The organism is Sphingomonas sp. SORGH_AS_0870, from assembly GCF_031453175.1.
GTDB lineage: Bacteria > Pseudomonadota > Alphaproteobacteria > Sphingomonadales > Sphingomonadaceae > Sphingomonas.
The window spans coordinates 3,148,135-3,174,832 of the sequence record NZ_JAVIYW010000002.1 but is presented as its reverse complement, the minus strand read 5'-3'; the positions used below and the strand labels follow the sequence as shown (position 1 = coordinate 3,174,832).

General features: G+C 67.6%; 16 protein-coding genes and 1 pseudogene. 12 read left to right on the top strand and 5 right to left on the bottom strand.

The annotated features are described in order from the left end of the window. Nucleotides 1–175: 175 nt before the first annotated feature. The gene (locus tag QE363_RS14705; protein ID WP_309696418.1) at nt 176–2,944 is read right to left on the bottom strand and encodes a TonB-dependent receptor; all 2,769 of its coding nucleotides are present in this window, start codon (nt 2,942–2,944) and stop codon (nt 176–178) included. A 281-nt stretch (nt 2,945–3,225) separates the two neighbouring features. On the opposite strand from QE363_RS14705, the gene QE363_RS14700 reads away from it, so the two are divergent. The 12 genes from QE363_RS14700 to QE363_RS14645 all read left to right on the top strand — a co-directional run bounded on the left by QE363_RS14700 (nt 3,226) and on the right by QE363_RS14645 (nt 19,517). Continuing rightward, nucleotides 3,226–3,960: a copper homeostasis protein CutC gene (locus QE363_RS14700; RefSeq protein ID WP_309696416.1), complete on the top strand. Its 735-nt coding sequence runs from the start codon at nt 3,226–3,228 to the stop codon at nt 3,958–3,960. A gap of 116 nt (nt 3,961–4,076) precedes the next feature. Beyond that, nucleotides 4,077–4,814, top strand: coding sequence for a GntR family transcriptional regulator (locus QE363_RS14695; RefSeq protein ID WP_307104579.1), 738 nt, complete (start codon nt 4,077–4,079; stop codon nt 4,812–4,814). Continuing rightward, nucleotides 4,807–5,847: an SIS domain-containing protein gene (locus tag QE363_RS14690; protein WP_309696414.1), complete on the top strand. Its 1,041-nt coding sequence runs from the start codon at nt 4,807–4,809 to the stop codon at nt 5,845–5,847. The genes QE363_RS14695 and QE363_RS14690 overlap by 8 nt, the downstream gene beginning before the upstream one ends. Then, complete coding sequence (gene nagA / locus QE363_RS14685) at nt 5,844–6,965, top strand: N-acetylglucosamine-6-phosphate deacetylase (RefSeq protein ID WP_309696412.1); 1,122 nt, start codon at nt 5,844–5,846, stop codon at nt 6,963–6,965. The genes QE363_RS14690 and nagA overlap by 4 nt, the downstream gene beginning before the upstream one ends. Next, nucleotides 6,962–9,865, top strand: coding sequence for a beta-galactosidase GalA (gene galA / locus QE363_RS14680; RefSeq protein ID WP_309696410.1), 2,904 nt, complete (start codon nt 6,962–6,964; stop codon nt 9,863–9,865). The genes nagA and galA overlap by 4 nt, the downstream gene beginning before the upstream one ends. Nucleotides 9,866–9,925: 60 nt before the next feature. After that, entirely contained in the window at nt 9,926–12,376 is a 2,451-nt protein-coding gene (ptsP, locus tag QE363_RS14675; protein WP_309696408.1) for a phosphoenolpyruvate--protein phosphotransferase, read from the top strand. Beyond that, nucleotides 12,373–14,100, top strand: coding sequence for an N-acetylglucosamine-specific PTS transporter subunit IIBC (gene nagE / locus QE363_RS14670; RefSeq protein ID WP_309696406.1), 1,728 nt, complete (start codon nt 12,373–12,375; stop codon nt 14,098–14,100). Before ptsP ends, nagE begins: the two co-directional genes overlap by 4 nt. A 146-nt stretch (nt 14,101–14,246) precedes the next feature. Next, nucleotides 14,247–15,008 (top strand): IclR family transcriptional regulator, encoded by a 762-nt coding sequence (locus QE363_RS14665; RefSeq protein WP_309696404.1) that lies wholly within the window; start codon nt 14,247–14,249, stop codon nt 15,006–15,008. A gap of 161 nt (nt 15,009–15,169) precedes the next feature. Next, entirely contained in the window at nt 15,170–16,255 is a 1,086-nt protein-coding gene (locus QE363_RS14660) for a DUF475 domain-containing protein (RefSeq protein ID WP_309698213.1), read from the top strand. An 82-nt stretch (nt 16,256–16,337) separates the two neighbouring features. Next, nucleotides 16,338–17,129 (top strand): Crp/Fnr family transcriptional regulator, encoded by a 792-nt coding sequence (locus QE363_RS14655; RefSeq protein ID WP_405053188.1) that lies wholly within the window; start codon nt 16,338–16,340, stop codon nt 17,127–17,129. After that, nucleotides 17,126–17,317 (top strand): hypothetical protein, encoded by a 192-nt coding sequence (locus tag QE363_RS14650; RefSeq protein ID WP_309696403.1) that lies wholly within the window; start codon nt 17,126–17,128, stop codon nt 17,315–17,317. The genes QE363_RS14655 and QE363_RS14650 overlap by 4 nt, the downstream gene beginning before the upstream one ends. 136 nt (nt 17,318–17,453) lie before the next feature. Then, on the top strand, nt 17,454–19,517 hold the full coding sequence (locus tag QE363_RS14645; protein WP_309696401.1) for a M3 family metallopeptidase: 2,064 nt from the start codon (nt 17,454–17,456) through the stop codon (nt 19,515–19,517). A gap of 142 nt (nt 19,518–19,659) precedes the next feature. Here the strand turns inward: QE363_RS14645 and QE363_RS14640 are convergent, their stop codons facing one another. The 4 genes and pseudogenes from QE363_RS14640 to QE363_RS14625 form a co-directional block, all read right to left on the bottom strand. Then, a complete protein-coding gene (locus tag QE363_RS14640; RefSeq protein ID WP_309696399.1) occupies nt 19,660–21,738 on the bottom strand; it encodes a glycoside hydrolase family 97 protein in 2,079 nt (692 codons plus the stop codon). Further along, nucleotides 21,735–23,350, bottom strand: a pseudogene (locus tag QE363_RS14635) (alpha-glucosidase). Before QE363_RS14635 ends, QE363_RS14640 begins: the two are co-directional and overlap by 4 nt. After that, nucleotides 23,350–25,143 carry an alpha-amylase family glycosyl hydrolase gene (locus tag QE363_RS14630; protein WP_309696393.1) on the bottom strand — a complete coding sequence of 598 codons (1,794 nt, stop codon included), beginning with the start codon at nt 25,141–25,143 and terminating at the stop codon, nt 23,350–23,352. Before QE363_RS14630 ends, QE363_RS14635 begins: the two are co-directional and overlap by 1 nt. Beyond that, the gene (locus tag QE363_RS14625) at nt 25,140–26,681 is read right to left on the bottom strand and encodes a tryptophan 7-halogenase (protein WP_309696391.1); all 1,542 of its coding nucleotides are present in this window, start codon (nt 26,679–26,681) and stop codon (nt 25,140–25,142) included. The genes QE363_RS14630 and QE363_RS14625 overlap by 4 nt, the downstream gene beginning before the upstream one ends. Nucleotides 26,682–26,698: the final 17 nt, after the last annotated feature.

Genomic DNA, 26,698 nt, shown 5'->3' with positions numbered 1-26,698 from the left:
GGCGTTCCCCCACGCTAGGCGTTGGGAATGTCATGCCCGTCATCTGTGACGTGCGCGTCGCAGATCGGTGACAGGCGCGCAGCATTTTGATGACTCGTTAAAGTCACCGATCGCGAAAAAGCCCGCCGATCCTGGATCGACGGGCCTTTTCGTATCGTAAAGACGGAGGCGGCTTTTAGAAGCGCACCGCCACCGACGCCGCATAGGTCCGGCCGTTCTTGTAGAAGGCGGTCGGGCGGTCGCGGGTCGCGTTATACTGGTAATAGGTCTCGTCGAGCAGGTTCTGCGCATTGACGGTCAGCGTGATCTCCTTGGTCAGGTTCACACCCGCCGAGAAGTCGAGCTGGCTGTACGGCGCCACCATTTCGCGCGAGTTCAGGCGGCCGATCGTGCGGAAATAGCTCGAGCGATAATTGTAGCTGAGCCGCGCCTGGAAGATCCCGCTCTCGAAATAGGGGATCACATTGACGGTGTGACGCGACAGATAGGGCAGGTTGAGCGACGCGCCGGTCGAGTCGACCGACGAGGTCGAGCTGTCCTGGTACGAATAGTTCGCCTGGATGCCGAAGCCGCCCCAGATCTCGGTCTGACCCGACACCAGCGCGCCGTTGACCTTCGCCTTGCCGCCGTTGATCGGCTGGTTGACGCTATAGGTCGTCAACCGGTTCTGCAACGAGTTGAAGAACACCGCATTGGTGCGCGTGTTGATGATGTAGTTCGAGATGTCGCGACGGAAGAGTTCGACCGCGATCAGCGAGCCGGCGCGCGGATACCATTCCGCGGTCAGTTCGTAATTGGTCGACTCATACGGCTTCAGGTTCGGATTGCCGCCGCCGCCATCGAGGGTGACGTCGTTGAGCGAGGTCGCCGCCGCCAGATCCTGATAGCGCGGACGCGAGATCACCTGCGCGACCGAACCGCGAACCAGGAATTCGGGCGTGATCGAATAGGCGACGTTCACGCTGGGCAGGAACTTCAGGTAATCGGTGGTCGTGCTGGTGGGCACCGGCACCGGATTGACCGTGTTGGACAGCGTCAGCGCATAGTTGGACTTGTCGCGGGTATAGACCAGACGACCACCGATATTGCCGCGCAGGCCGCCCTGTTCGAAATTGGCCTGGACATAGGAGGCGATGACCGTCTCGCGCACCTTGGTCGAGGCGCCGACCTTGTTGACCAGCGGGCTGTTGATCGACTTTGCGAGGATGTCGATCACGGCCTGGTCGGGCAGGTTCAGATATTTGGTGGCATTGCCCATGCCGCCGCTGCCGTCGAACACGCCATCGGGCGTGACGAGGGTGGTGACGCCCAGCTGGTCCACGGTCTGCGAGCTGGTCTTGTAGGTGTTGATGCCGCGCGCATCGACGCGGTTGACGTGATCGGTCACGCGGCTGCCCAGCAGGATCTGGGTGAACGGGCCGAAGCTGACCGGGATGGTCGCGTCATAGCCGCCGAAGATGTCGCGGTCGGTCGTGACGCTGTAATCCAGGCCGCCGATCTGCGCGCCGTTCAGCTGCTGGCCGTTGATGACGACCGGGCGGCCCTCAATCTGGGCCGGATTGTTGTTCGGGTTGGTGAAGTAATTCGCCGGGTTGGTCAGGTCTCCCGTGAAGTTCACCGTCGCCGAGGTGGGCGTGAAGGCATAGTTGAACGGCAGCTTGGTCTGCACGTTGAACAGATATTCGGGGTTGCGGCCGCCGGTCGCCTTCGACCAGCCGCCCGCGAAGTTGATCTTCGTGCCGTCATCGCCTTCCCAGTCGGCGAAGAAGTTGAGGTTGTCGGTCTTCAGCTTGGTCTTGCGGACCAGCGTGTCGAGCTGGGCCGACTGGTTCGGCGCAGCGGCGAAGCTGGCCGAGTTGACGACGCCGTTGCTGACATTGGCGGTCTGTAGCACGCTGCCGGTCCAGGCGACCGGGATGGTGTACATCGACTGGCTGTAATTGTTGTAGTTGCCGTCGATGTGCAGCCCGTTCAGGGTCAGCGTCAGATTGTCGGCCGGGCGATACTGCACGGTGCCCGACACGCTGGCGCGCTCGCGGGTCTGCTGGAAATAGGCATAGTTGATGCCGAAGGGGGCGACCGCCTTGATCAGGTCTTCCTTCGACCCGCCGGTGACGGTGGCGTTCGGGTTCAGCAGGATGCCCTGGCCGCTCGCGTCGCGACGCACGCTGCCGTCGCTGTTCTTCTGGAAGAAGTCCGCGCCGCTCTGATAGCCGAAGAACTCTACGCCCGCGCGGGTCAGGTTCTGCTTGTCATAGGTGGCGGCGACCAGGAAGCCGAAATTATTGGCTTCGTTGTGCCAGCTATAGAGGCCCGATCCGCGGATATTACCCTTTTCGGAACGGTCGTTATAGGTGTAGCCGCCCGAGGCGAAGACCGAATTGGCCGCCAGGTCGAGCGGACGGCGGGTGCGCACGATCACGGTGCCGCCCAGGCTGCCCTCTTCGATACGGGGTTCGGGCGACTTGTAGACTTCGAGCCGGTCGACCAGTTCGGGGGCGAGCAGCGAATAGTTGAAGGTGCGGCTGGACGGGTCGTTGTCGTTGCCGCCCCAGTCGGCCGAGGCGAGCGCATGGCCGTCGAGCAGCATGCGGTTGAGCGCGGGATCGGTGCCGAGGATGGCGACCTTCTCACCCTCGCCGAAGCGGCGGTCGATGCTGACGCCCGGAATGTGCGACAGCGATTCCGCGACGTTGCGGTCGGGGAACTTGCCCACGTCCTCGGCGGTGATCACGTCGACGACGGCGTTGGCCTCGCGCTTGACGTTGATGGCGTTGCGAAGGCTCTGGCGGATGCCGGTGACCACGACGTCGCCATCGGTATACGACTGGTCACTTCCGACTGCGGTCTGAGTCGGTGCCTGATTCGTGGTCTGTGCGAATGCGGTACCCTGAAGTCCGGCGAGCGCGGTCGCCGTCAGGATCATGCTGCGAAAGCTCAACATGTTCAAATCCCCCCAAATTCCCTCGCGCCATCCCGCGAATTGTGCCTGTTACCGTCGCAGGGAGATGAATGGCGTCCTCCCTCGAAAGCATTTTTTATACTATATGCTTGACGACCAACGTGTAACCAAACTGACATTGGTCCGTAAACGGAAAAAATCAGGCTGATCCCGTCATGGGACCATTGGGCTGGCACATCGTGGGACATGCTGCTTAAATGGCAGGGTTCCGGTCGTTCCTGGGGAGGAGGACTGGCTATGGCTATCATGACGAGGGGATGCCCATGACGGCGATGCCGCGACCGCTTCTGGAAATCTGTGTCGATGATGCCGACGGCGTCGCGGCGGCCGTGGTGGGGGGCGCGGATCGGATCGAATTGTGCGGCGCGCTGGGGCTGGGCGGGCTGACCCCCTCGGCGGCGCTGGTCGCGCAGGCGGTGCGGTCGGGGGTGCCGGTCCATGCGATGGTCCGACCGCGCGAAGGCGATTTCCGTTACGACGCCGACGAGGTCGCGATGGCGACCGACGAAATCCGGCGGATGATCGCCATGGGGGTTGCGGGTGTCGTGGTCGGGGCGATGGCCGACGACCGGTCGCTCGACCTGGACGTGCTGGCGGCCTGGCGGGACGCGGCGGATGGCGTGGCCATCGTGCTGCACCGCGCCGTCGATCTCGTCGCCGATCCGGTCGCGGCGGTCCATGCCGTCGCGGCCATCGGCTATGACCATATCCTGACCTCGGGCGGCGAAGCGACCGCCCAGGCCGGGGCCGAGACGATCGCGGCGATGGTCGCGGCGGCGGATGGGCGGTTGGCGATCATCGCCGGATCGGGTGTTTCGTCCGACAATGCCGCCGCCCTGATCGCGCGGACCGGCGTCGACGCGGTCCATGCCTCGGCCAGCGTCCGGCAGGATTGGGGGGACCCGCGGATCGCCGCCATGGGTTTCGGGGGCGGCGACCGGCGCCGGACCAGCCCCGAAAAGATCGCGGCGTTGCGGCAGGCTATCGGAGGGAAATAACATCCAATGTATGCCAAATATAATACCTATTGCCCACATGGTCCTGCTGCGATAAGCCTTTGTGCGAAGCGGGGCGCGGCATGAGCGACGTCCGGGCAAAGGGGGATGGCGCGGCCATGACATTCTCGGCGCAGGTCGGCTCCTTCCGAAAGGGGAACCCCGCGCCGTTATACCTTCAGCTCCAGCAGCTGCTGCGCGACGCCATCACCAGCAACGTCCTAGCCGAGGACGACGCGATCCCCGCCGAGCGCGATCTGGCGATCGAATATGACGTGTCGCGGATCACCGTGCGCAAGGCGATCGGCGGCCTAGTCGAAGAGGGGTTGCTGACCCGCAGGCGCGGCGCCGGGACCTTCGTCGCGGGCCGGGTGGAGAAGAGCTTCTCCAAGCTGTCCTCCTTCTCCGAGGATATGATCGCGCGCGGCCGCACGCCGAGCAGTCAGTGGGTCAGCCGCGCACCGGGCACGGTGACGCCCGAGGAGGCGCTGTCGCTGGGCCTGTCGCCGGGCGCGCCGGTCTATCGGTTCCAGCGGGTCCGCTTTGCCGACGAGGTGCCGATGGCGATCGAGGTTTCGACCATCGCCGGTTTCGCGCTCCCCTCGGTCGAGGCGGTCGACCGGTCGCTCTATGCGGCGCTGGAGCGGACCGGCAACCGGCCGATCCGCGCGCTCCAGCGGCTGCGCGCGGTGCCGTTCGGGGCGGACCATGCCAAGATGCTGGATGTCGATCCGGGCCATGCGGGCCTGTTGATCGAGCGCCGCGGATTTCTACGCGATGGACGGGCGGTGGAATATACCCAGTCCTTCTATCGCGGCGATGCCTATGATTTCGTCGCGGAGTTAACCGATGTCTGATGTGATGACCGCCGGTAGTGCGGGGACCAGCACCCTGATGGGAGCGGAAGCGGGGGAGGCGCCGCAGGCGATCGCCCGGCTGCTCGCGCGCAATGCGCCGACCGTCAAGGCGCTGGCCGAACGGCTGCGTGCCGCCCCGCCGCCGGTGATCGTCACGATCGCCCGTGGATCGTCGGATCACGCCGCGACCTACGGCAAATATATCCTGGAAACCAAGACCGGCGTGCCGGTGTCGTCGGCGGCGCCCTCGGTCGCGTCGATCTTCGAGACGCCGATGAAGGTGCAGGGCGCGCTGGTCATCGCCATCTCGCAGTCGGGGCGCAGCCCGGACTTGCTGGCGACGGTCGAGGCGTATCGCGCGGGCGGCGCGCATATCGTCGCGCTGGTCAATGACGAGGAATCGCCGCTGGCGACCGGCGCCGACACCTTCCTGCCGCTGTCGGCGGGTCCCGAAAAGGCCGTCGCCGCCACCAAGTCCTGCCTGACCGCGCTGGCCGGTCTGGCGCAGTTGGCCGCCGCCTGGGCGGGCGACGAGACGCTGGAAGCGGCGCTCGCCGATCTGCCCGGTCAGGTCGAGCAGGCGCTGGGCCTCGACTGGTCTCCGGCGGTCGAGGGTCTGCGCGAACTCAGCCAGATGTTCGTGCTGGGTCGCGGCTATGGCTACGGCGTGGCGCAGGAAGCCGCGCTGAAGCTCAAGGAAACCTGCTCGATCCAGGCCGAGCCGTTCAGCGCCGCCGAGGTTCGCCACGGTCCGATGCGCATCGTCGAGCCCGGCTATTCGGTGCTGGGCTTCGCCACCTCGGACGTGGCGGGCGAGGATGTGAAGGCGGTCGCCGACCAGTTCCAGGCGCGCGGCGCAAAGCCGTTCGTCGCGGGGCAGGGCGGTGCGCTGCCCATGGTCGCTGGCCACCCCGCGCTGGAGCCGATTTCGATGCTCGCCAGCTTCTACCGCATGGTCGAGGCGCTGGCGCTCGCCCGTGGCATGGACCCCGACTCGCCGCCGCATCTGCAGAAAGTGACCCGCACGCTATGACCCGCTTCCGTTTCGTCAACGGCCATGTCGCGACCTCCGGCGGCGTCCTGCCGGGTGCGGAGATCGTCGTGGACGGCGATCGCATTGCGTCGATCGGCGCGGTCGAGGGTTCGGACGACACGATCGACCTGAACGGCGGCTGGGTCGTCCCCGGCTATATCGACACCCAGGTCAATGGCGGCGGCGGCGTGCTGTTCAACGACCGGCTGGACGTGGACGGCATCGCGACCATGGCGGCGGCGCATGCCGTCTATGGCACCACCGCGATGCTGCCGACCTTGGTCAGCGAAACCCCCGACAAGATCGCCCGCGCGCTCGACGCGATCGACGAGGCGATCGAGGCGAAGGTGCCGGGCGTCATCGGCATCCATGTCGAGGGGCCGGTGCTCAACCCGGCGCGCAAGGGCATCCACGATCCGACGCGGTTCCGCGATCTGGACGAGGAGATGATCGCCGTCCTTACCCGCCCGCGCCGTGGCAAGGTCATGCTGACCATCGCGCCCGAGCGGGTGCCGGTCGACACGATCCGCCGTCTGGTCGAAGCGGGCGTGCTGGTCAGCGCCGGGCATACCGAGGCCAGCTATGAGCAGGCGATGGCGGCGTTCGATGTCGGGCTGTCCGGCATCACCCACCTCTACAACGCCATGCCCGCCATGCAGCAGCGCGTGCCGGGGCTGGCGGGCGCGACGCTCGACGATCCGCGCCCCTATTCGGGGCTGATCATCGACGGCTTCCACGTCTCCGCGCCGATGCTGCGGCTGGCGCTGAAGGCGCGGCCGTTCGACAGACTGATGCTGGTCACGGACGCCATGTCGTCGGTCGGCGCGGTGGAGAAGGACTTCGTCCTGCACGGCCGTCATATCGACGTGTCAGGCGGCAAGTGCACCTATACCGACGGCACGCTGGCGGGATCGGATCTCGACATGGGCTCGGCGGTCGCCAATGCCGTCGAGCAGCTGCGGATCACCGTCGACCAGGCCGCCGCGATGGCGGCGACCAACCCGGCGGCGTTCCTGGGCCTGTCGGACGAGCGGGGCGCGCTCGGCGTCGGCCTGCGCGCCGACTGGGTGGTGCTCGACGCCGCGCTCAAGCCCGTCGATACGCGGATCGCCGCATGACGGTTGCGCGCCGCGACCTTCTGCTGGGCAGCGCGGTGGTGGGGCTGGCGGGCGGCATTCCGTCCGCCCCGCTCTTCGCCGCCGATCGCCGCCCGGCGGACGGCGCGGGCGCGCTTCCCATGCCCGCCCCGGTGGACCGGCTGCCGCCCGCGCTGCCGGTGCAGGATGCTGGCCGGGTCCTGATGGATCGCGGCTGGCTGTTCCACGAGGGCGATGTCGAGCCCGCGCGGCTCGATACGCACAATGCGACCTATCTGTCGGTCAAGGCGGGCAATGCGCGCGGCGCGGCGGCGGTCGATTATGACGACAGCGACTGGCAGGCGGTCGACCTGCCGCACGACTGGGCCTCGTTCCAGCCCTTCGTGGAAACCGCCAATGTCGCGCAAGGCTATCGCCCGCGCGGGATCGGCTGGTATCGGCGCAGCTTCCGGCTGGACCCGGCCCTGCGCGGGCGGCGGATCGAGCTGGAATTCGGCGGGATCGCGACCTTTGCGACCATCTGGGTCAATGGCAGCGTCGTCTCGCACAATTTCTCCGGCTATAACGCCGTCCGCATCGACCTGACCCCGTTCGCGCGGTTCGGCGACGAGGCCAATGTCGTGGCCGTCCGCGTCGACGCCGATGCGATGGAGGGCTGGTGGTATGAAGGCGCGGGCCTTTATCGCCATGTCTGGCTGGGCGACTATGCGCCCGTCTCGATCGCGACCGACGGCGTCCATTGCGACCCGCGCAAGCGCGACGGCGGCTGGCATGTCCCCGTCGCGGTGACGCTGGCCAGCATTGTCGAAACCGACAGTCCCGTGACGGTCGAGGCACGGCTGCTCGATCCGCAGGGCAAGGTGGTGGCGCAGGGCCAGGCCCAGGCGACCGTGCCGTCGCTGGACGAAGGGCGCGCCGCGCTCGACCTGTCGGTGGCCGATCCGGTGCTCTGGTCGGTCGAACGGCCGACGCTGTACACGGTCGAGGTGCGGCTGCTGCGCGACGGACAGGTGGCGGACGAACGCCGCGTGCCGATCGGGTTCCGCACGATCCGCTTCGACGCGAACCGGGGTTTCTTCCTCAACGACCGGCCCGTCAAGCTGAAGGGCGTCTGCCTGCATCAGGATCATGCGGGCGTGGGTACGGCACTTCCCGACGCGCTGATCGGCTGGCGGCTCGAGCGGCTGAAGGCGATGGGGTGCAACGCGGTGCGTTCCAGCCACAATGCGCCCACGCCCGAGCTGCTCGACTGGTGCGACCGGCTGGGCCTGCTGGTCATGAACGAGAACCGGCAGTTCAATCCGGCGCCCGAATATCGCGCGCAGCTGGAATGGCTGGTCCGGCGCGACCGCAACCATCCCTCGGTCATCCTGTGGTCGGTCTTCAACGAGGAACCGATGCAGGGCACCCCGGCGGGGGTCGAGATGGTCAAGCGCATGGCGCATTGGGTGCGCGCGCTGGACGACAGCCGCCCGGTGACGGCGGCGATGAACGGGGCCTTTTTCGATCCCGTCAACGTCGCGCAGGTCGTCGATGTGACCGGCTTCAACTATTATCAGGGCGATTACGACCGCTATCACCAGCTGAACCCGGCCAAGCCGATGACCAGCTCGGAGGATACCAGCGCGTTCATGACGCGCGGCGCGTTCGAGAGCGACCCGGCGCGCCACATCGCGTCGAGCTACGATATCGAGGCGGCGAGCTGGGGCGACACCCATCGCGGCGCCTGGAAGAAGATCGCCGATCGCCCCTTCGTCGCGGGCGGCTTCGTGTGGACCGGCTTCGACTATCATGGCGAGCCGACGCCCTATGAATGGCCGACCATCGCCAGCTTCTTCGGCATCCTGGACCTCTGCGGCTTTCCCAAGACCGCGTTCGACATCCACCGCGCCGCCTGGGTCGATGACGCGCCCGTCGTGGCGATCGCGCCGCACTGGAGCTGGCCGGGACGCGAGGGCAAGCCGACCAAGGTCATGGTCCTGTCGAACGCCGAGCGCGTCGTCCTTCGCCTGAACGGCAAGACGGTGGGCGAGGGCGCGGTCGACCGGCTGATGGGCAATGAATGGACCATCCCCTATGCGCCGGGCCGGATCGAGGCGATCGCCTATCGCGGCGGGCGCGAGGTCGCGCGGGCCGCGCATGAGACGGTCGGCGTGCCGGTGGCGCTGCGCCTGACGCCCGCGCGCACCGTGATGGCGGGCGATACCGAGGATGCGCAGGCGATCACCATCGATGCGATCGACGCGCATGGACGCCATGTCCCGACCGCCAATCTGATGGCCCGCTTCACCATTGAGGGCGGGGCGATCATCGGCCTGGGCAATGGCGATCCCAACAGCCATGAGCCCGAAAAGGGCGATCGGCGCTCGCTGTTCAACGGGCTGGCCCAGATGATCGTGCGGCCCGACACCGGGCGCGGGCGGATCACCATCCGCGCCACGGCGGACGGGCTGAGGCCCGCCACCCTGCGGCTCGACCGGCTGGGCGTGACGCCGCGCGCGCAGGTGCCGGTGCTGGCGGGGGACATGGACGTGCGCGACTGGCGGCGTTCGCCCCGGCTGGACGCCAGGCCTTCGCCCGACCTCGCGCCCGCCGCCAGCGACAATAATGGCTGGGCCTTTGTCCGGGCGGGAACGCCGACCCCGGCGGAGGGGGCGGGGTGGCGCGTCTATCGCACCGTCCTCACGCCCCGCCGGGCCGTCGCGGCGCGCGGCGGCACGTTGAGCTTCGCCTCGGTGGGCGGCATGGCCAGCCTGTGGGTCGACGGACGGCTGGTCGCCGAGAAGCGCGATCCCCGGCCGGGCCCGCTGACCGCCGCGCTGCCGGCCGGGTCGGGCAAGCGGACGATCGCGCTGATCGTCGCGGGACTGGGCAATATCGAAAGCGGTCTGCTGGGCCGGGTGACGATCCGTCCACGCTGATGCGGGGGGCGGGCGATCGTCGCGGGGGAAGGAATGCAGTTTGGCAAAGAGTGACGTGCGATGAGTGACCTGACCATTTTTGCCCCGCTGGCGGGTTGGGTGATGCCGCTGGCGCAGGTGCCCGATCCGGTTTTCGCCGAGAAGATGCTGGGCGACGGCATCGCCATCGATCCGGTGAACGACGCGCTCTGCGCCCCGTGCGACGCCACGGTGCTGACCGTGCACGACGCCGGGCATGCGGTGACGCTGCGCAGCACCGAGGGCTTCGAGCTGATCTGCCATATCGGCATCGACACCGTGTCGCTGGGCGGCCAGGGTCTGACCCCGCAGGTGCAGGCGGGCGCCAAGGTGCTGGCGGGGCAGCCGCTGATCCGCTTCGACCTCGATTATCTCGTCCGCCACGCACCCGCCGTGGTGACGCCGGTCATCGTCGCGGACGCCACCCGCTACGGAGTCGAGCCGATCGCCACGGGGCTGGTCGCGGTCGGCGATCCGCTGCTGCGTGTCGTGCCGCTCGCCGCCGAGGCCCTGGTCGCCGAGGAGAGCGGGGAGACGCTGGTCGAGGAGATGACGGTCGCGCTGTCGCACGGCCTCCATGCCCGTCCCGCCGCCAGGCTGGTCGAGGCGGTCCGGCGGCATGAGGCGCGCGTCACCTTGTCGCATGGCGAGCGCAGCGCCTCGGCGCTGAGCGCGGTCGGCCTGCTGGGGCTGGGGCTGGGGCATGGCACGACGGTACGGATCGAGGCGAACGGCCCGCAGGCCGCCGCCGCTCTGGCCGAGGTCGTCGCCTTTCTGGGCGACGCGACGCCCGAGGAAACCCCGGTCGAGGCGCCCGAGCCCGCACGCGGCGAAGGACCGGGCCTGGGCGGCGTGCCCGCCGCGCCCGGCCTGGCGGTCGGGCCGATCCACCGGCTGACCCGCGCGGCGATTCCGGTCGAGACCGTCGCGGCAAGCGCCGAGGAAGAGCGCGCCAGGCTGACCGATGCGCTGGCCCGGGTCCGCGAAGGGCTGGTGCTGGCGGCTGCGGCGGGCGGCGCGCGCGGCGGCGTGATGGCGGCGCATGGCGCGATGCTGGCCGATCCCACGCTGACCGAGGCTGCGCTGGCCGGGGTCGCTCGCGGCCTGAGCGCGGGCGTCGCCTGGCAGGAGGCGATCGCCGAGCAGGTCAAGGTGCTGGTGTCGAGCGGCGACCGCCGCATCGCCGAGCGCGCCGACGATCTGCGCGATCTGGAACGTCATGTCCTGGCGGCGCTGGCCGGGCTGCCGATCGAGGGGCCGAGCGTTCCCGCCGGGGCGATCCTGGTCGCCGAGGATTTGTTGCCCAGCCAGGTCGCCGCGCTGGATGCGGGCGTCGTCGCGGGGATCGCGCTGGTCAAGGGCGGTCCGACCTCGCACGCCGCGATCCTGGCGGCGGGCATGGGCCTGCCCATGGCGGTGGCGTTCGGCGATCCGCTCGCCGCGCTGGGGGATGGCCGGGTGATCGTGCTCGACGCCGATCGCGGGCTGATCGATCCCGAACCCGATGCCGACGCGCAGGGCCAGGCCCGCGACACCATCGCGCGCCGCAAGGCCGAGATGGAGGCGGCACGCGCCGCACAGGGGCCGTGCCGCATGGCGGACGGCACCCGGATCGAGATGTTCGCCAATCTGGGCTCGGTCGCCGATGCCGAGGCGGCGGTGGCCGAAGGGGCGGAGGGCTGCGGCCTGCTCCGCACCGAATTCCTGTTCCTGGAACGCGCGACCGCGCCGACCCGCGACGAACAGGCCCGCGATTACCAGGCGATCGCCGATGCGCTGGGCGACCGGCCGATGATCGTCCGGCTGCTCGATGTCGGCGGCGACAAGCCCGCACCCTATATGGACCTGCCCGTCGAGGAGAATCCGGCGCTGGGCCTGCGCGGCATTCGCGTGTCGCTCGCCGATCCGCAGCTTCTGGAGGATCAGGTCGGCGCGATCTTGGCGGTGCGCCAGCCCTGCCGGATCATGGCGCCGATGGTCGCCAGCCTGGCCGAGCTGGAGGCGGTCCGCGCCGTCGTCGAACGCCAGGGGGGGAAGGCCGAGGTCGGCGTCATGATCGAGACGCCCGCCGCCGCCATTTCCGCCGATATCCTCGCGCGCAAGGCCGATTTCTTCTCGATCGGCACCAACGACCTGACCCAATATACCCTGGCGATGGATCGCGGCAACGCGGCGGTGGCGGCGGGGGTCGACGGGCTTCATCCGGCCGTGCTGCGGCTGATCGGCACCACCTGCGAAGGCGCGGCCAAGCACGACACGCCGGTCGGCGTCTGCGGCTCGCTGGCCGCCGATCGTCTGGCCGTGCCGATCCTGCTGGGGCTGGGCGTCACCGAATTGTCGGTGCCCCCCGCGCGGGTCGCCGCGATCAAGGCGCTGGTCGGCAAGCTGGACATGGTCCGCTGCCGCGCCGCCGCGCTTCAGGCGACCGCCTTGCCCTCGGCCGCGGCGGTTCGCGCGCATATCACCACCATGCTTCAGGAGATCGGCGCATGAGCTCGCCCATGGCCTCGCTTCAGTCGCTCGGGCGGGCGCTGATGTTGCCCATCGCGGTCCTGCCGGTGGCGGGGCTGCTGCTCCGCCTGGGCCAGCCGGACATGCTGAACATCGCCTTCATGGCGAACGCGGGCAATGCGATCTTCGACAATCTGGGGCTGCTCTTCGCGGTCGGCGTCGCCACCGCCTTTGCCCGCGACGGCAATGGCGCGGCGGCGCTGGCGGGGATCACCTGCTATCTCGTGACGATCAAGGGGGCCGAGACGCTGATCGTCCCGCCCGCCGGGACCGGCGCGGGGCTGGCCAAGGACATCGCGGCCACCGTCGAGGCGGCCTGGCGGACCAAGTCGGTCCATCGCTTCGATGTGCCGGTGGGGATCGTCGCTGGGTTGATCGGCGGCAGCTTCTACAACCGTTTTGCGACGATCAAGATGCCGGAATATCTGGCCTTTTTCGGTGGCCGCCGGTTCGTGCCGATCATTTCGGGCATTGTCGGCCTGGGGCTGGCGGCGCTTCTGGGCGTGGCGTTCGGGCCGGTCAATACGGGCATCGATGCGATGAGCCAGGGCATCGTCCAGGCGGGCGGGCTGGGGCTGTTCGCGTTCGGCGTGCTGAACCGGCTGCTCGTCGTCACCGGGCTGCACCATATCCTGAACACCGTCGCCTATTTCGTGGTCGGCGACTATCAGGGCAAGACCGGCGACCTGACCCGCTTCTTCGCGGGTGATCCGACTGCGGGCGCGTTCATGAGCGGGTTCTTCCCGGTGATGATGTTCGGCCTGCCCGCCGCCTGCCTCGCCATGTATCACGAGGCGCTGCCCGAGCGGAAGAAGGCGGTCGGCGGCATGTTGTTCAGCCTGGCGCTGATGTCGTTCCTGACCGGCGTGACCGAGCCGATCGAGTTCAGCTTCATGTTCCTGGCGCCGGTCCTCTATGCCTTCCACGCGATCCTGACCGGCGTGTCGGAGGCGCTGATGAACGCGCTGGGCGTGCGGCTGGGCTATACTTTCTCGGCGGGCCTGTTCGACTATGTCATCAATTTCGGCAAGGCGACCAAGCCGCTGATGCTGATCCCGGTCGGCGCGGTCTATGCGCTGCTCTATTACGCGGTCTTCCGCTTCGCGATCCGCCGCTGGAACCTCCAGACGCCGGGCCGCGAGGCCGAGCCGATGGTCGAGAGCGGTGAGGCGGCGGCCGATCAGCCGGTGGTCGAGGGCGGACGCGGCGCGTCCTTCGTCGCAGCGATGGGCGGCGGCGCCAATCTCAGCGAGGTCGCGGCCTGCACCACCCGGCTCCGGCTGGTCGTCAACGACCCCGCACGGGTCGACGAGCCCGCGCTGAAGCGGCTGGGTGCGCGCGGCATCCTGCGCCCCTCCGCCAATGGCGTTCAGGTGGTGCTGGGGCCGGTCGCGGACACGGTCGCGATGGAGATGCGCGCTGCCATCCAGGCGGGCCATGGCCAGCCGGTCGCCGCACCGGTCGCGGTTGCGCCGGTTGCCGTCGCGCCGAGCCCCGCCGCCCCGGCGGCGGCCCCTGTGGCGAGCCTGCCCGACGCGCTGCTCGGCCTGCTGGGCGGGGCGGGCAATGTCCGTGCCGCCAGCCATCATGCGGGACGGTGGCGTGTCGAACTGGCCGATCCGACGCTCGTCGCCTCGGCCCCGGTCGCGCCGGTGCGGGCCATCGCCCATGTCGAGGGGAATGTCGTTCACCTTCTAGTCGACTGACCGGCAGGTGAATTGAACGTTAATGATATTGCTGCGGCCTGACCAAAGGATGTAGATGCGAACACTCTGATGTCATGGCGAATCTGTCGGATCTTTCGGTCGGGTTGCGGTGGAGAGTGTGCTTGGTTACGTTAACAGAGGGCAGCTTGGACGATAAGCGGCTCTACCGCGCCCCCGCGCTCGAAAAGGGGCTCGACATTCTGGAGCTGCTGGCGGCCGAGGAACATCCGCTGACCATGAGCGGGATCGTCAATCGGCTGGGCCGGTCGACGGGCGAGCTGTTCCGGATGATCCAGGTGCTGGAGCATCGCGGTTATGTGTCGCAGGGGCCGGACGGCTATGTCATGACCTCGCGGCTGTTCCATCTGGGGTTGAAGCGTCCGCCGGTGCGCAGCCTGATGGAACAGTCGCTTCCCGAAATGCGGCTGCTGGCCGACACGATCGGCCAGTCCTGCTATCTCTCCGTCCCGTCGGGCGCGGCATCCTCGGTCATCGCGCGGATGGAGGCGTGTACGGCGGTCGGCTTCTCGGTCCGCGTCGGCTATCGCCGGCCGCTCTACGACACCCCGTCGGGCGTCCTCCTCTATGCCATGCAGCCCGAACAGACCCGACGCGAATGGGAGGCGCTGTTCGACCCGCCGCTGTCGGAAGAGGCACGCGCCCGGCTGGTGGCGCAGGCGGATGCGGTGCGCGAACAGGGTTTCGTCCGGGTCGACAGCCCAGATCTGGTCGGCATGGTCGAACTGGCGGCCCCGATCATGCGCGGCGATCAGGCCATGGCGGTCCTGGCGGTCCCGTTCATCCGCATCACCGACGCGCCCGTCGACGAGGCCGCCGCGCTGCATCATCTGCGCGCGACCGCCGACCGCATCACGAATCAGCTGATCGGCAACGACGCGCGCATCTGACCCGCGCCTGGGTCCCCTCCCGCGTATCTTGGCGTGCAAAGCCGCTTGTCGCGACCGGGCCCGGCGGCGATAGAGCCGGTGCCCGATTGAACAAAAGCATGGAGCCGGGCTTTACCGGGCTGCGGAGCTTGTCGGTCGGCCGCGTACAGGGGGAATAGGTGCTGCTGAAATATTATAAGGGATCGTTCCTCTTCACCGCGATCTGTCTGGCGATCGCGGCCTGGCTGGGCTTTGAGAGCACGGGCACGCTGGCGGGAACGCTGGGCATATTGTGGATCGTGCTCGTGCTCGGCGTGCTGGAGGTGTCGCTGTCGTTCGACAATGCGGTGGTCAATGCCACGGTGCTGCGCGACATGGACGACAAATGGCGGCGGCGCTTCCTGACCTGGGGTATCCTGATTGCGGTGTTCGGGATGCGGATCGTCTTCCCGCTCGCCATCGTCGCGATCGCCGCGCATATGGGGCCGATCGAGGCGGTGAAGCTCGCCGCGGGCGATCCGGTCCGCTACGAACAGATCATCACCTCGGCCCATGTCGGGATTTCGGGGTTCGGCGGCAGCTTCCTGGCGATGGTCGGGCTGAACTTCTTCCTCGATGACGAGAAGGAGGACCATTGGCTCCCCGCGATCGAACGGCCGCTGGCGGCGCTGCGCGACATTTCGGGGCTGGCGATGGGGATCGTGCTGCTCGCGCTCTATGTCATCGGCCGGTTCATTCCGGCCGAGGAGGCGATGACCTTCCTGACCGCCGGGATCTTCGGCCTGCTGACCTATATCGCGGTCCATGCGGTCGGCGTGCTGCTGGAGGGCGATGGCGATGCGGCGACGGGCGCGGCGGCCAAGTCGGGCTTTGCCGCCTTCCTGTATCTGGAGGTGCTGGACGCCAGCTTCTCGTTCGACGGGGTGATCGGCGCCTTCGCCCTGTCGAACAATCTGTTCATCATCGCACTGGGGCTGGGGATCGGGGCGATGTTCGTCCGGTCGATGACGATCATGCTGGTCGATCACGGCACGCTGACCCAGTATCGCTATCTGGAGCATGGCGCCTTCTATGCGATCCTGGCGCTGGCGGCGATCATGCTGTTGTCGGTGCGGTTCCATATCCCGGAGACGATCACCGGCCTGATCGGCGCGACGGTCATCGGCCTGTCCTTCTGGGCGTCGGTGCGCAGCAACCGCAAGCATCCCGAACAGGCATTGGCCTCCGCCGATCCGGTCAAGGGCACCGGACGCTCGCCCGGCCACTGATCGCGCGCCGTCGTCGCGCAGGGGAACCGTTTCGCACCGCGAAGGATTTCCTTTGTGAACGGTTGGAGCGAGGGATCACGGCATGGCGGCAACTGCGATCGATGCCCTGCATCTGGACAAGGCCACGGCCGACCGTCCGCCCCTGACCGGCCTGTTCCTGAAGGAGCGCGGGCGCGACGTGATGACGGCGGACGACGTCGCCGCGCTGGAGTCCACGATCGACGAGGTGGTCGACCTGCCCGCGCGCCGGATCGTCATCCGCCGGGACGAACGGGTCCGGCACAGCAGCCTGCTGCTCGAAGGGGTGATGTGCCGGTATATGGACGACCGGCACGGCAACCGGCAGATCGTCGCCTTTCACGTGCCGGGCGATTTCGTCGACCTCCATGGCTTCGCGATGCGCTATCTCGACCATGAGGTGGCGACGCTGACCCGCGCCAAGGTGGCGCTGGCGGGCCATGACCGGCTGGACGAGATCGTCACGCATCGACCACGCCTGACGCGGCTCCTGTGGTTCTCGACGCTGCTCGACGCGGCGATGCACCGCGAATGGGTGTTCCGGCTAGGCCGGCTGGAGGCGGACGGGCGCGTCGCGCATCTGTTCTGCGAACTTCATGCGCGGCTCGCCATGGTCGATCTGGTGCGCGACGGCACGTTCCGCTTTCCGGTGACGCAGATCGATCTGGCCGAGGCGGCGGGGGTCACGCCGGTGCATCTGAACCGCGTGCTGCGGTCGCTGCGCGAGCGCGGGCTGATGACCTTTCGCAGCGGGGAGGTGCGGATGCTCAACATCGATGCGCTGGCGGCGCTTGCCGATTTCGATCCCGGCTATCTCTATGGCGGCGGCCCTAACATGATGGGTAAGGATATATGAGCGCGTCCCCCGGCCATTCCGGAATCCGATCCGATGCCGGACGGGCGACCGCGGAGGAGGGGCTGGTCATGCTCGACGGCCCCGATGGTGTCGCGGTCACGATGACGGCCGGAGCCGCGCGCCGGACGGGCGAGGCGTTGATCGCCGCTGCCGGGGTGGCGGAGGAGCAGAATCGGCGGCAAGGGTGATCCCGCGCGGAGGGATCGGGACTTTACCCCTCTGTTCAGGCGCTTATGGTGATGACTTCCGTGTCATGTCCGGGAGTTCCCATTGCGTCACCTGTCCCTTGCCCTTGTCCTGTCCACGCTGATGAGCCAAACCGCCATGGCTGCTCCCCCGCAGGCGGCGCAGGCGCCCGCCACCAATCCGCTGCTTTCCCCTTGGACCGGCCCCTATGGCGGCGTGCCGCCCTGGGACAAGGTGAAGCCCGAGCTGTTCCCCGCCGCGTTCGAAGCGGCGCTGGCCGAGCGCAGGCAGGAGTATGACCGGATCGCCAACGATCCGGCCAAGCCGAGCTTCGCCAATACCTTCGTGCCGATGCAGAATGCCGGACAGACGCTGAACCGCGTGATGACGCTGTTCGGGGTGATGACGGGCAATATGAACAATCCGGCCTATCAGGCGCTGGACCGCGAATGGTCGCCCAAATTGTCCAAGGCATCGGACGAGATCACCTTCAATCCCAAGCTGTTCGCGCGGATCGAGGCGATCTATAAGGCACGCGACACGAGCGGCCTCGACGCGCAGCAGAAGCGGCTGGTCACGCGCACCTATGACAGCTTCGTGCGGCAGGGGGCCAAGCTGACCCCGGCGCAGAAGGCCGAGCTGTCCGCCTTCAACCAGAATCTGGCGATCAATTTCAGCGAGTTCTCGCAGCGGCTGCTGGCGGACGAAGGCACCGCGATCATCGTCACCGACGAGGCGCGCCTTGCGGGCCTGCCCGACAGCGTGAAGGCGGTCGCCAAGGCGGCGGCGGCCGAGCGCGGGCAGCAGGGCTGGGCGATCGTCAACACCCGCTCGGCGGTCGATCCGGTGCTGACCTTCGCCACCGACCGGGCGCTGCGTGAGCAGGTGTGGCGCGCCTTCACCAAGCGCGGCGACAATGGCGACATCAACGATACCAAGGCGACGATCGCGCGTATCGTCCGGCTGCGCGCGAACCGGGCGCACCTGCTGGGCTTCAAGACGCATGCCGACTGGCGGATGCAGGACACCATGGCCAAGACTCCGGCCGCCGCGATGGACCTGATGATGCGCGTCTGGCCCGCCGCCAAGGCGCGCGTGGCGGAAGAGGTCCGCGACATGCAGGCGATCGCGGATAAGGATGGCGCGAAGATCACCATCGAGCCCTGGGATTATCGCTTCTATCAGGAGAAGGTCCGCAAGAGCCGCTACGATCTCGATCAGGCCGAGCTGAAGCCCTATTTCGAGCTGAACAACATCATCCAGGGTTCGCTCTATGCCGCGAACCGGCTCTATGGGCTGGAGTTCAAGGAGATCACCGGCACGGTGCCCGTCTTCGAGCCGAACATGCGCGTCTGGCATGTGACGCGCAACGGCAAGGAGGTCGGCCTGTTCTACCGCGATGATTTCGCGCGGACCGGCAAGCGTTCGGGCGCCTGGGCGAACACCTATCGCGGACAGCGCAACCTGCCGCCGGTGCAGAATGTCCTGTCGTCCAACAACAACAACTTCGCCAAGGGCGCGCCCGGCGAGCCGGTCCTCATCAGCCTGGACGATGCCGAGACGCTGTTCCACGAATTCGGCCACGCGATCCATGCGATGCTCCAGAACGTCACCTATCCGGGGCTGGCGGGCACGCCGCGCGACTTCGTGGAATATCCCAGCCAGGTGAACGAGCATTGGCTGCTGACCCGCGACGTGCTCGACAAATATGCCCGCCACTACAAGACCGGCCAGCCCATGCCGCAGGCGTTGCTCGACAAGATCAAGGCGTCGGAGACCTTCAACCAGGGCTTTGCGACGACCGAATATCTGTCCTCGGCGATCGTCGACATGAAGCTGCACACCGTGCCCGACGGCGTGGTCGACCCGGCGGCGTTCGAGGCGACGACGCTGCGCGAGATCGGGATGCCCCGGGAGCTGGTGATGCGGCACCGCCTGCCGCAGTTCAATCACCTGTTCTCGTCGGACAGCTATTCGGCGGGCTATTACAGCTATCTGTGGTCGGAGACGATGGACGCCGACACCTTCGCGGCGTTCGAGGAAGCGGGGAGTCCGTGGGACAAGGCTACGGCGGACCGCTTCGCGCGAGTGCTGTTGTCGACGGGGAACGAGACGGATCGTGCGGAGGCCTATCGCGCGTTCCGGGGCCGCGACCCGGATGTAAACGCGCTGCTCAAGCAGCGGGGTTTCCCGACGAAGTAACGACCTAATCCTCCCCATCGTCAGATGGGGAGGGGGACCGCGCCCGAAGGGCGTGGTGGAGGGGCATGGCCGGTCCGTCCGCCCCTCCACCATCGCTGACGCGATGGTCCCCCTCCCCAAGCGAGCTTGGGGAGGATTGGGCTTACAGCGCCTTCAACCGGATCGCCTGGCCGCCGCCGGGGGCGAGGGAGAGCGTCAGCGTGTCGCCCTTCTTCACCCGCTTCGTCTCGAATGCGATCGCGTGCCGCGCCTCGGTCGCATAGGTCGCGCCGGGGCCGTCCTTATAGACCTGTGCCTCATAGGACTTGCCCGGATCGAGGAAGTCGAGCGTCACGGTCAGCTCCCGCGAATTCTCGTCGGTGATCGACCCGATATACCAGTCGCGGCTCTTCCGGTCGCGCCGTGCGAAGGTGACGTAATCGCCGACCTCGCCGTTCAGCACGCGGCTATCCTCCCAGTCCACCGGCACATCCGCGATGAAGCGGAAGGCTTCCGGGTATTTCGCATAATTCTCCGGCGTGTCGGCCGCCATCTGCACCGGCGAGTAGAGCACGACATAGAGCGCCAGCTGCTTGGCGATGGTCGACTGGATCGGGCTGTTGTCGCTGCCCGTCAGGCTCAGCACGCCGGGCGTGAAGTCCATCGGCCCTTCCAGCATCCGGGTGAAGGCCAGGTTCGCCTCATGCTCGGGCGGGTTCTTGCCGGGCCAGGCGTTATATTCCATGCCCCGCGAGCCCTCGCGCGCCAGCCAGTTGGGATAGGTGCGGCGCAGACCCGTGTCCTTGACCGGTTCGTGGCTGTCGATCGACACCTTATACTTGGCGGCGGCCTGAAGCACGCGGAGATGGTGGTTCACCATCCACTGGCCCTCATGCCATTCGCGGCTGACCGAGCCGTCCGGGTTCATGCGCTCGATCTGCCCGGCATCGGCGACATAGCCGGTCTTGACGACATGCTCGCCATGATCGGCGGCGAATTTGAAGGCGGGGTCGAACTGGCTCTCATAATGGCTGACCGCGCCGCCGGTCTCGTGATGGCCGATCAGCGAGACGCCCTTGGATTTCGCATATTTCGCCAGCGCGTCCGCGTCGAAATCCTCCGCCGGGGTCGCGAACTGCATCGCCGAGCCATTGCCCGCCCAGTCGCCGTCCCAGCCGATATTCCACCCCTCGACCAGCACGCCGGGGATGCCGTATTTGGATGCGAAGTCGATATAGGTCTTCACATTAGCAGTCGTCGCGCCGTGGCGGGGCCCGCGTGCCCAGCTCCATTCGCCCTTGATCATCTTCCACCAGACGCCGACGAACTTGCCCGGCTTCACCCAGGATACGTCGCCCAGCCTGTTGGGCTCGTTCAGGTTGAGCATCAGGTGGCTCATATAGAGGCCGCCCGCATCGGGTGCGATCAGGAAGGTCCGCCACGGCGTCGTCCACGCGCCCGTCTTCACCACCTTGGGCGCGCCCGAGCCGGGGGTCAGGACCGCCTTGAAGCCGTTCCCCTCGGTCTTCATGACGCCCATGCTGGCATAGTCGACCAGCGCCGCCTCATGGATGGCGATATGGGTACCGTCGTCCAGCTTCATGGTGATCGGCGTCGCCGCCGTGCCGACCGCGCCGATGGCCGTGCGGTTGTAGAGATATTCCTCGCGGTTCCACAGGAAAGCAGGCTTCCACCAGGCGGTGCCGCCCTGCGCGATGTTGAACTCGGTCAGTTCCTCGGCGATGTTCGCCTTGGGCAAAGCCTGTTGCTCGGGAAATTCGTAGCGGAAGCCGACACCGTCGTCCTGCACCCGGAACACCACGTCATAGCGGCGATGCAGCGCACTCGATTCCATCAGGCGGACGCGCATCTCGCGGTGATTGTCGTGGATGGTGCGCCATTCGCCCCAGGGCTGGGTCCAGCTGGTGTCGGACTTTGCGTGGGCGACCGACTCGATCTTCATGCCGCGCTCGATCTTGGGCGCGTCGGTGAACATCATGCCCAGGCGCGAGGGCGCGACGATCGTCTTGCCGCCCCTGGCGATCATATAGACCGCGCGGCCGTCATTGTCGGTCGAGACCTGCACGGTGATCCGGCCGTCGGGCGAGGTTTCGATCGCGTCGGGCTGTCCGGCGGGTTTGGCGAATTTGAACGTCTCGTTGACCGCCGGATCGGCGGGGCCGTTCTGGGCCTGGGCGACAGAGGCCATAAGGCCCAGCCCGATGGCGATAGTCGTCTTCATGCAGTCATCTCCCGGATCGCCGCCCCGAACGCGCCCAGGCGTTCATCGGTGGCGTTATTGATCTGGACCAGCACCCGCCCGCGCCCCGTGGCAGGGCGGCGGGAAGCTGGACAGGCGTATCGCCCAGATTGAACAGACAGAGCAGGCGCTGGTCGCCCTCGCGCCGCTGGAAGGCGAGCAGCTGGTCGTCGGCGTGCAACAGCGTCAGGTCGCCGACCGCCAGCGCAGGCGTATCGGCGCGCAAGCGAACGAGGCGGCGGGTGAGGTTCAGCAGCGAGTCCGGATCGCCATCCTGTCGGTTGACCGCCAGCGCGGCGTGATCCGGCCCGACCGGCAGCCATGGCTCGGCATCCGAGAAGCCGCCATTTGCCGCATTGCTGCTCCACGGCATCGGCGTGCGCACCCCGTCGCGCGACAGGGTCAGCGGCCAGTTGGCGATGGCTTCCGGGTCGACCAGCCGCTCGAAGGGGACATCCACCTGGGTCAGCCCCAGTTCCTCGCCCTGATAGACAAAGGCATTGCCGCGCAGGGACAGCAGCAACAGCATCTTCATCCGCGCGAACGCGTCGCGATGCTCCGGCGTGGTCCAGCGCGACACGGCGCGCGGCGCGTCATGATTCTCGAACGCCCAGCTCGGCCAGCCCATGCCTGGCTCGGCGGGCCATTTCGCCACCGCTTCCGCGACAATGCGCGGGGTCAGTCGGTCGGCATAGAGGAAGTCGAAGCCGTAAGCGGTGTTCAGCCGGTGATCCCCGGCGGTGAACAGCTTCATCTCGCGATCGGCCTCGTCGCCGCCGACCTCGGCCACGGTGAAGCGGTCGCCATAGCCGTCCAGCGTGGCGCGGATCCGCTCCAGGAAGGGCACGATATCGGCATGGCTCTGATTGTAGAGCTTCAGCTGGAAGTCGAACGGCCGGGTCCGCGTCTTGCCCGTGTCGGGCGCGGGCGGGTTATCGCGCAGGGTCGGCTCATGCATCATGAAGTTGATCGCATCCAGCCGGAAGCCGTCCACGCCCCGATCCAGCCAGAAACGCGCGGTCGCCAGCAATTCGGCCTGCACGTCCGGATGGTGGACGTGGAGCTGCGGCTGTTCCTTCAGGAAATTGTGCAGATAATATTGCCCGCGCCGCGCGTCCCAGGTCCAGGCGGGGCCGCCGAACACCGACTGCCAGTTGGACGGCGGTGAGCCGTCGGGCTTGGCATCGGCCCAGACATACCAGTCGGCGCGGGGATTGGTGCGGCTGGACCGGCTTTCGGTGAACCAGGGATGCTCGTCCGAGGTGTGGCTGTACACCTGGTCGATGACGACCTTCAGCCCCAGTTCGTGCGCGCGGGCGACCAGCGCGTCGAAATCGCGAAGCGTCCCGAAGATCGGATCGACGTCGCGATAATCGGCGACGTCATAGCCGAAATCCTTCATCGGCGAGGTGAAGAAGGGCGACAGCCAGATCGCATCGACGCCCAGGCTGGCGACATGGTCCAGCCGGGCGGTGATGCCGGGCAGGTCGCCGATGCCGTCGCCATTGCTGTCGGCAAAGCTGCGGGGGTAGATCTGATAGATCACCGCGCCCTTCCACCAGGGGCGCGGAGCGATGCGGGCATTCTCGGTCATCAACGGGTCTCCGCCGCGCAGACGGCATAGCCGAAGGCGGGCAAGTCGAACATCAGGCTGCCGGGCGCGGCGGCCTTGGGGGCGCAGGGGCCAGCCATGGCAGTGAAACGTTGCGATGCCGTTTCGACCTGCACGGCCTGGGCGATGGGCTTGGCCGAGGTGTTGAAGGCGATCACAAATTCGCGCCCCGTATCGGGGTCGAAGCGCGAGACCGCGAACAGCCCCGGCGCATCGCCGCGCGCGCGGACCACCTGCCGCCCGCGCGTGAGGGCGGGGTTGGCGACGCGCAGCCGGGCGAGCGTCGCGATCTCCCGATAGAGCGGGTGGGAGGGGACGAAGCTGTCGGTCGCGGTCGTCTTCGTCGTGCCGACCAGCCGGTTGTCGTTGTAGCTGGCGACCTTGCTGGCGAACATGTCCTCGCGCGCACCCTGGTCGTTGCCGTCGCCCGCGAAACCCTGTTCGTCGCCCGAATAGATGGTCGGCACCCCGCGAAGCGTCAGCAGCATGGCATGGCCCAGTTCGACGCGTTTCAGGACTTCCTCGTCCGAGGCGTCGGGGTTCGCCTGCCGGACGTCGCGCGCGAAGCGGCCATGATCGTGATTGCCGAGGAAGGTCGGCAATATGTCCGCCGTCGCCTCGCCCCTGGCATAGAGGACGTCGCCCTCAAACAGATTGGACAATATGCGGGTCGGCTTGTTCTCCGCGACCGTCTGGATGACCGCGTTCATGAAGGCGAAGTCGAGGACCGCCGGATAGTCGGCGATCCTGGTCCAGCGCGCGAGCGTGCCCGGCTCCATCCCCGCCGTGACCTCGCCGAAGATGTGGAAGTTCGGGATGCCCTTGGCCTTGGCGCGCGCCAGCATGGCGGGGACGAAGCGGCGCCAGAATTCGGGGTTCACATGCTTGGCGGTGTCGATGCGGAAGCCGTCGATCCCGAACCGGTCGATCCAGCCCCCGTAAATGTCGATCATCCCCGCAATGACGCGCGGATTCTCGGTGTAGAGATCGTCCAGCCCCGAGAAGTCGCCCGTCGTCGAACTCTCGTCCTCGAAGCTCGTATTGCCGCGATTGTGATAATAGATTGGATCGTTCAGCCAGGCGGGGGTCTTGGCGTTCTTCTCGCCTGCCGGGACATAGGGCGTATAGGCGTAAGCGGGGTCGGTCAGATGCGCGAAGTTCGCCGCGGTCTGCACGTCGTCGCCCAGAAAGCCCGGATTGATCGGCTGGCCGTTCACCCCGCCCCGCCGCTGATAGGGCCAGGTCGCGCGGTCGCGATAGGGGCAGGGCGAGCCTTCTGCGCATTCGCGATACTGGATCACGTCGGCGGTGTGGTTGACGATGATGTCCATATAGACCTTCATCCCCCGGCCATGCGCGGCGGCGATGAAGGCGCGCAGGTCCGCCTCGCTGCCCAGATGCGGGTCGACGGTCGTGAAGTCGGTGATCCAATATCCGTGATAGCCCGCGCTCTCCTGGCCCCTGGCACCCTGCACGGCCTTGTTCTTGAAGATCGGCCCCAGCCAGATCGCGGTCGCGCCCAGCCCCTGGATATAGTCGAGCCGCCGGGTCAGCCCCTTCAGGTCGCCGCCATGGTAGAATCCCTTGTGCGTCGGATCGAAGCCGGTGGTCAGCGGCCCGCCCTTCAGCCCGCCACGATCATTGGCGGTGTCGCCATTTTCGAACCGATCGGGCAGGACGAAATAGATCACCTCGTCCTGGGGCAGGCGCTGGCGATAATCTTGTGCGGCCAGCGGCGTGGCGGTGGCGAGCAAGGCGAGCAGCAGCGTCTTCATGGGCAGACCTTTGGAACGGGCGCGGCGCAATGCGCGGTAAGGAAGGCGTCGTGCGTCGGCAGCCGGGCGGCCACCTGCGCGGCATGACGCCGGGTGAGGGTGAGGAGATCGTCCAGCTCGTCCGCCGACAGCATATCCGCCAGCGCATGATGGCCGGAGGGCAGGATGCCCTGACCGATCAGGACCTGGATCCAGGCGGGTTCGGCAAACAGCTCCTCGCCGTCGCGCAGCACGCGGCCGCTGGCGCGGAACAGGGCGATGCGCGCGGCAAGGCCGTCGGGCAAGGGCACCGCGCGCCGCTCGGTCCAGAAGGGCTCGGGCCGGGCATTGGCGTGGTAATGGAGGACCAGGAAGTCGCGAATACCCCGCCATTCGACTTCGGTCAGGCGATTATAGGCGTCGATCTCGACCGGCTGGAGCGTCGGCCCCGGCCAGAACTCCAGCAGCCGGGCGATGCCCGATTGGATCAGGTGGATGCTGGTCGATTCCAGCGGCTCCAGAAACCCCGCCGCCAGTCCGAGCGCGACGCAATTGCCCACCCAGGCGCGCCGCCGCCGTCCGGTGGTGAAGGCCAGCATGCGCGGCTCGCCCGCTGCTTCGCCGCCAAGCGCGGAGACCAACTGGGCGGCCGCCTCGTCGTCCGAGAGATGGCGGCTGTCATAGACCAGCCCGTTGCCGGTCCGATGCTGAAGCGGAATGCGCCAGCGCCAGCCCGCGCCATGCGCGATGGCGCGGGTATAAGGGGGTAGGGGGCTGGTCCGCTCCCCCGCCACCGCCAGCGCGCGGTTACAGGGAAGCAGATCGGACCAGTCATCAAAGGGCTCGGCCAGCGTCTCGCCGATCAGCAGCGCGCGAAAGCCGGTACAGTCGATGAACAGATCGCCCGCCTGGCGCCGGCCGTCCTCCAGCACGACATGATCGATCCGCCCGCCGGTATCGCACGCGACCGAGGCGATCCTGCCCTCGATCCGCACTACCCCCGCCGCCTCGGCATGACGGCGGAGCAGCGCGGCATAGAGGCTGGCGTCGAAATGATAGGCCCAGGCCAGGCCGCTCGGCAGGTCGGGGCGGCCGGGATCGGGGGCGAAGCGGCCCGCCATCGCGGCTTGGGCACTGGCCATATGCCCCCAGAGCGAGGCCGGATTGGCCCCGCCGCCGCCACGCAGCCAGTAATGGTGAAAGGGCACCAGCCCCAGCGCGCGTCCGATGCTGCCGAACGCATGGAGATAGCCGCTGTCCGCACCCGACCAGCCCTCGAACCGGATGCCCAGCTTGAAGCTGCCTTGGGTGGCGCGAAGGAATTGGGCTTCGTCCAGGCCCAGCATCTGGTTGAACAGGCGGATGCCGGGAATGGTCGCTTCGCCGACCCCGACCGTGCCGATCGCCTCGGACTCGATCAGGGAGATGCGGGTGGAGGCGGGCAGGAACCGCGCCAGCGCCGCCGCCGCCATCCATCCGGCGGTACCGCCGCCGACGATCACCACCCGCTGCGTGACGGGGGCGGGCGCGATGGGGGCTGTCGAGGGGGCGGCGTCCATGCGGCGTCTCACGATAC

Coding starts and splice junctions, on each gene's coding strand:
- QE363_RS14650 (WP_309696403.1), top strand. CDS start 17,126: ATGAGCGCGTCCCCCGGCCATTCCGGAATCCGATCCGATGCCGGACGG.
- ptsP (WP_309696408.1), top strand. CDS start 9,926: ATGAGTGACCTGACCATTTTTGCCCCGCTGGCGGGTTGGGTGATGCCG.
- QE363_RS14695 (WP_307104579.1), top strand. CDS start 4,077: ATGACATTCTCGGCGCAGGTCGGCTCCTTCCGAAAGGGGAACCCCGCG.
- QE363_RS14630 (WP_309696393.1), bottom strand. CDS start 25,143: ATGAAGACGCTGCTGCTCGCCTTGCTCGCCACCGCCACGCCGCTGGCC.
- QE363_RS14640 (WP_309696399.1), bottom strand. CDS start 21,738: ATGAAGACGACTATCGCCATCGGGCTGGGCCTTATGGCCTCTGTCGCC.
- nagA (WP_309696412.1), top strand. CDS start 5,844: ATGACCCGCTTCCGTTTCGTCAACGGCCATGTCGCGACCTCCGGCGGC.
- QE363_RS14645 (WP_309696401.1), top strand. CDS start 17,454: ATGGCTGCTCCCCCGCAGGCGGCGCAGGCGCCCGCCACCAATCCGCTG.
- QE363_RS14705 (WP_309696418.1), bottom strand. CDS start 2,944: ATGTTGAGCTTTCGCAGCATGATCCTGACGGCGACCGCGCTCGCCGGA.
- nagE (WP_309696406.1), top strand. CDS start 12,373: ATGAGCTCGCCCATGGCCTCGCTTCAGTCGCTCGGGCGGGCGCTGATG.
- QE363_RS14700 (WP_309696416.1), top strand. CDS start 3,226: ATGACGGCGATGCCGCGACCGCTTCTGGAAATCTGTGTCGATGATGCC.
- QE363_RS14655 (WP_405053188.1), top strand. CDS start 16,338: ATGGCGGCAACTGCGATCGATGCCCTGCATCTGGACAAGGCCACGGCC.
- QE363_RS14690 (WP_309696414.1), top strand. CDS start 4,807: ATGTCTGATGTGATGACCGCCGGTAGTGCGGGGACCAGCACCCTGATG.
- QE363_RS14625 (WP_309696391.1), bottom strand. CDS start 26,681: ATGGACGCCGCCCCCTCGACAGCCCCCATCGCGCCCGCCCCCGTCACG.
- galA (WP_309696410.1), top strand. CDS start 6,962: ATGACGGTTGCGCGCCGCGACCTTCTGCTGGGCAGCGCGGTGGTGGGG.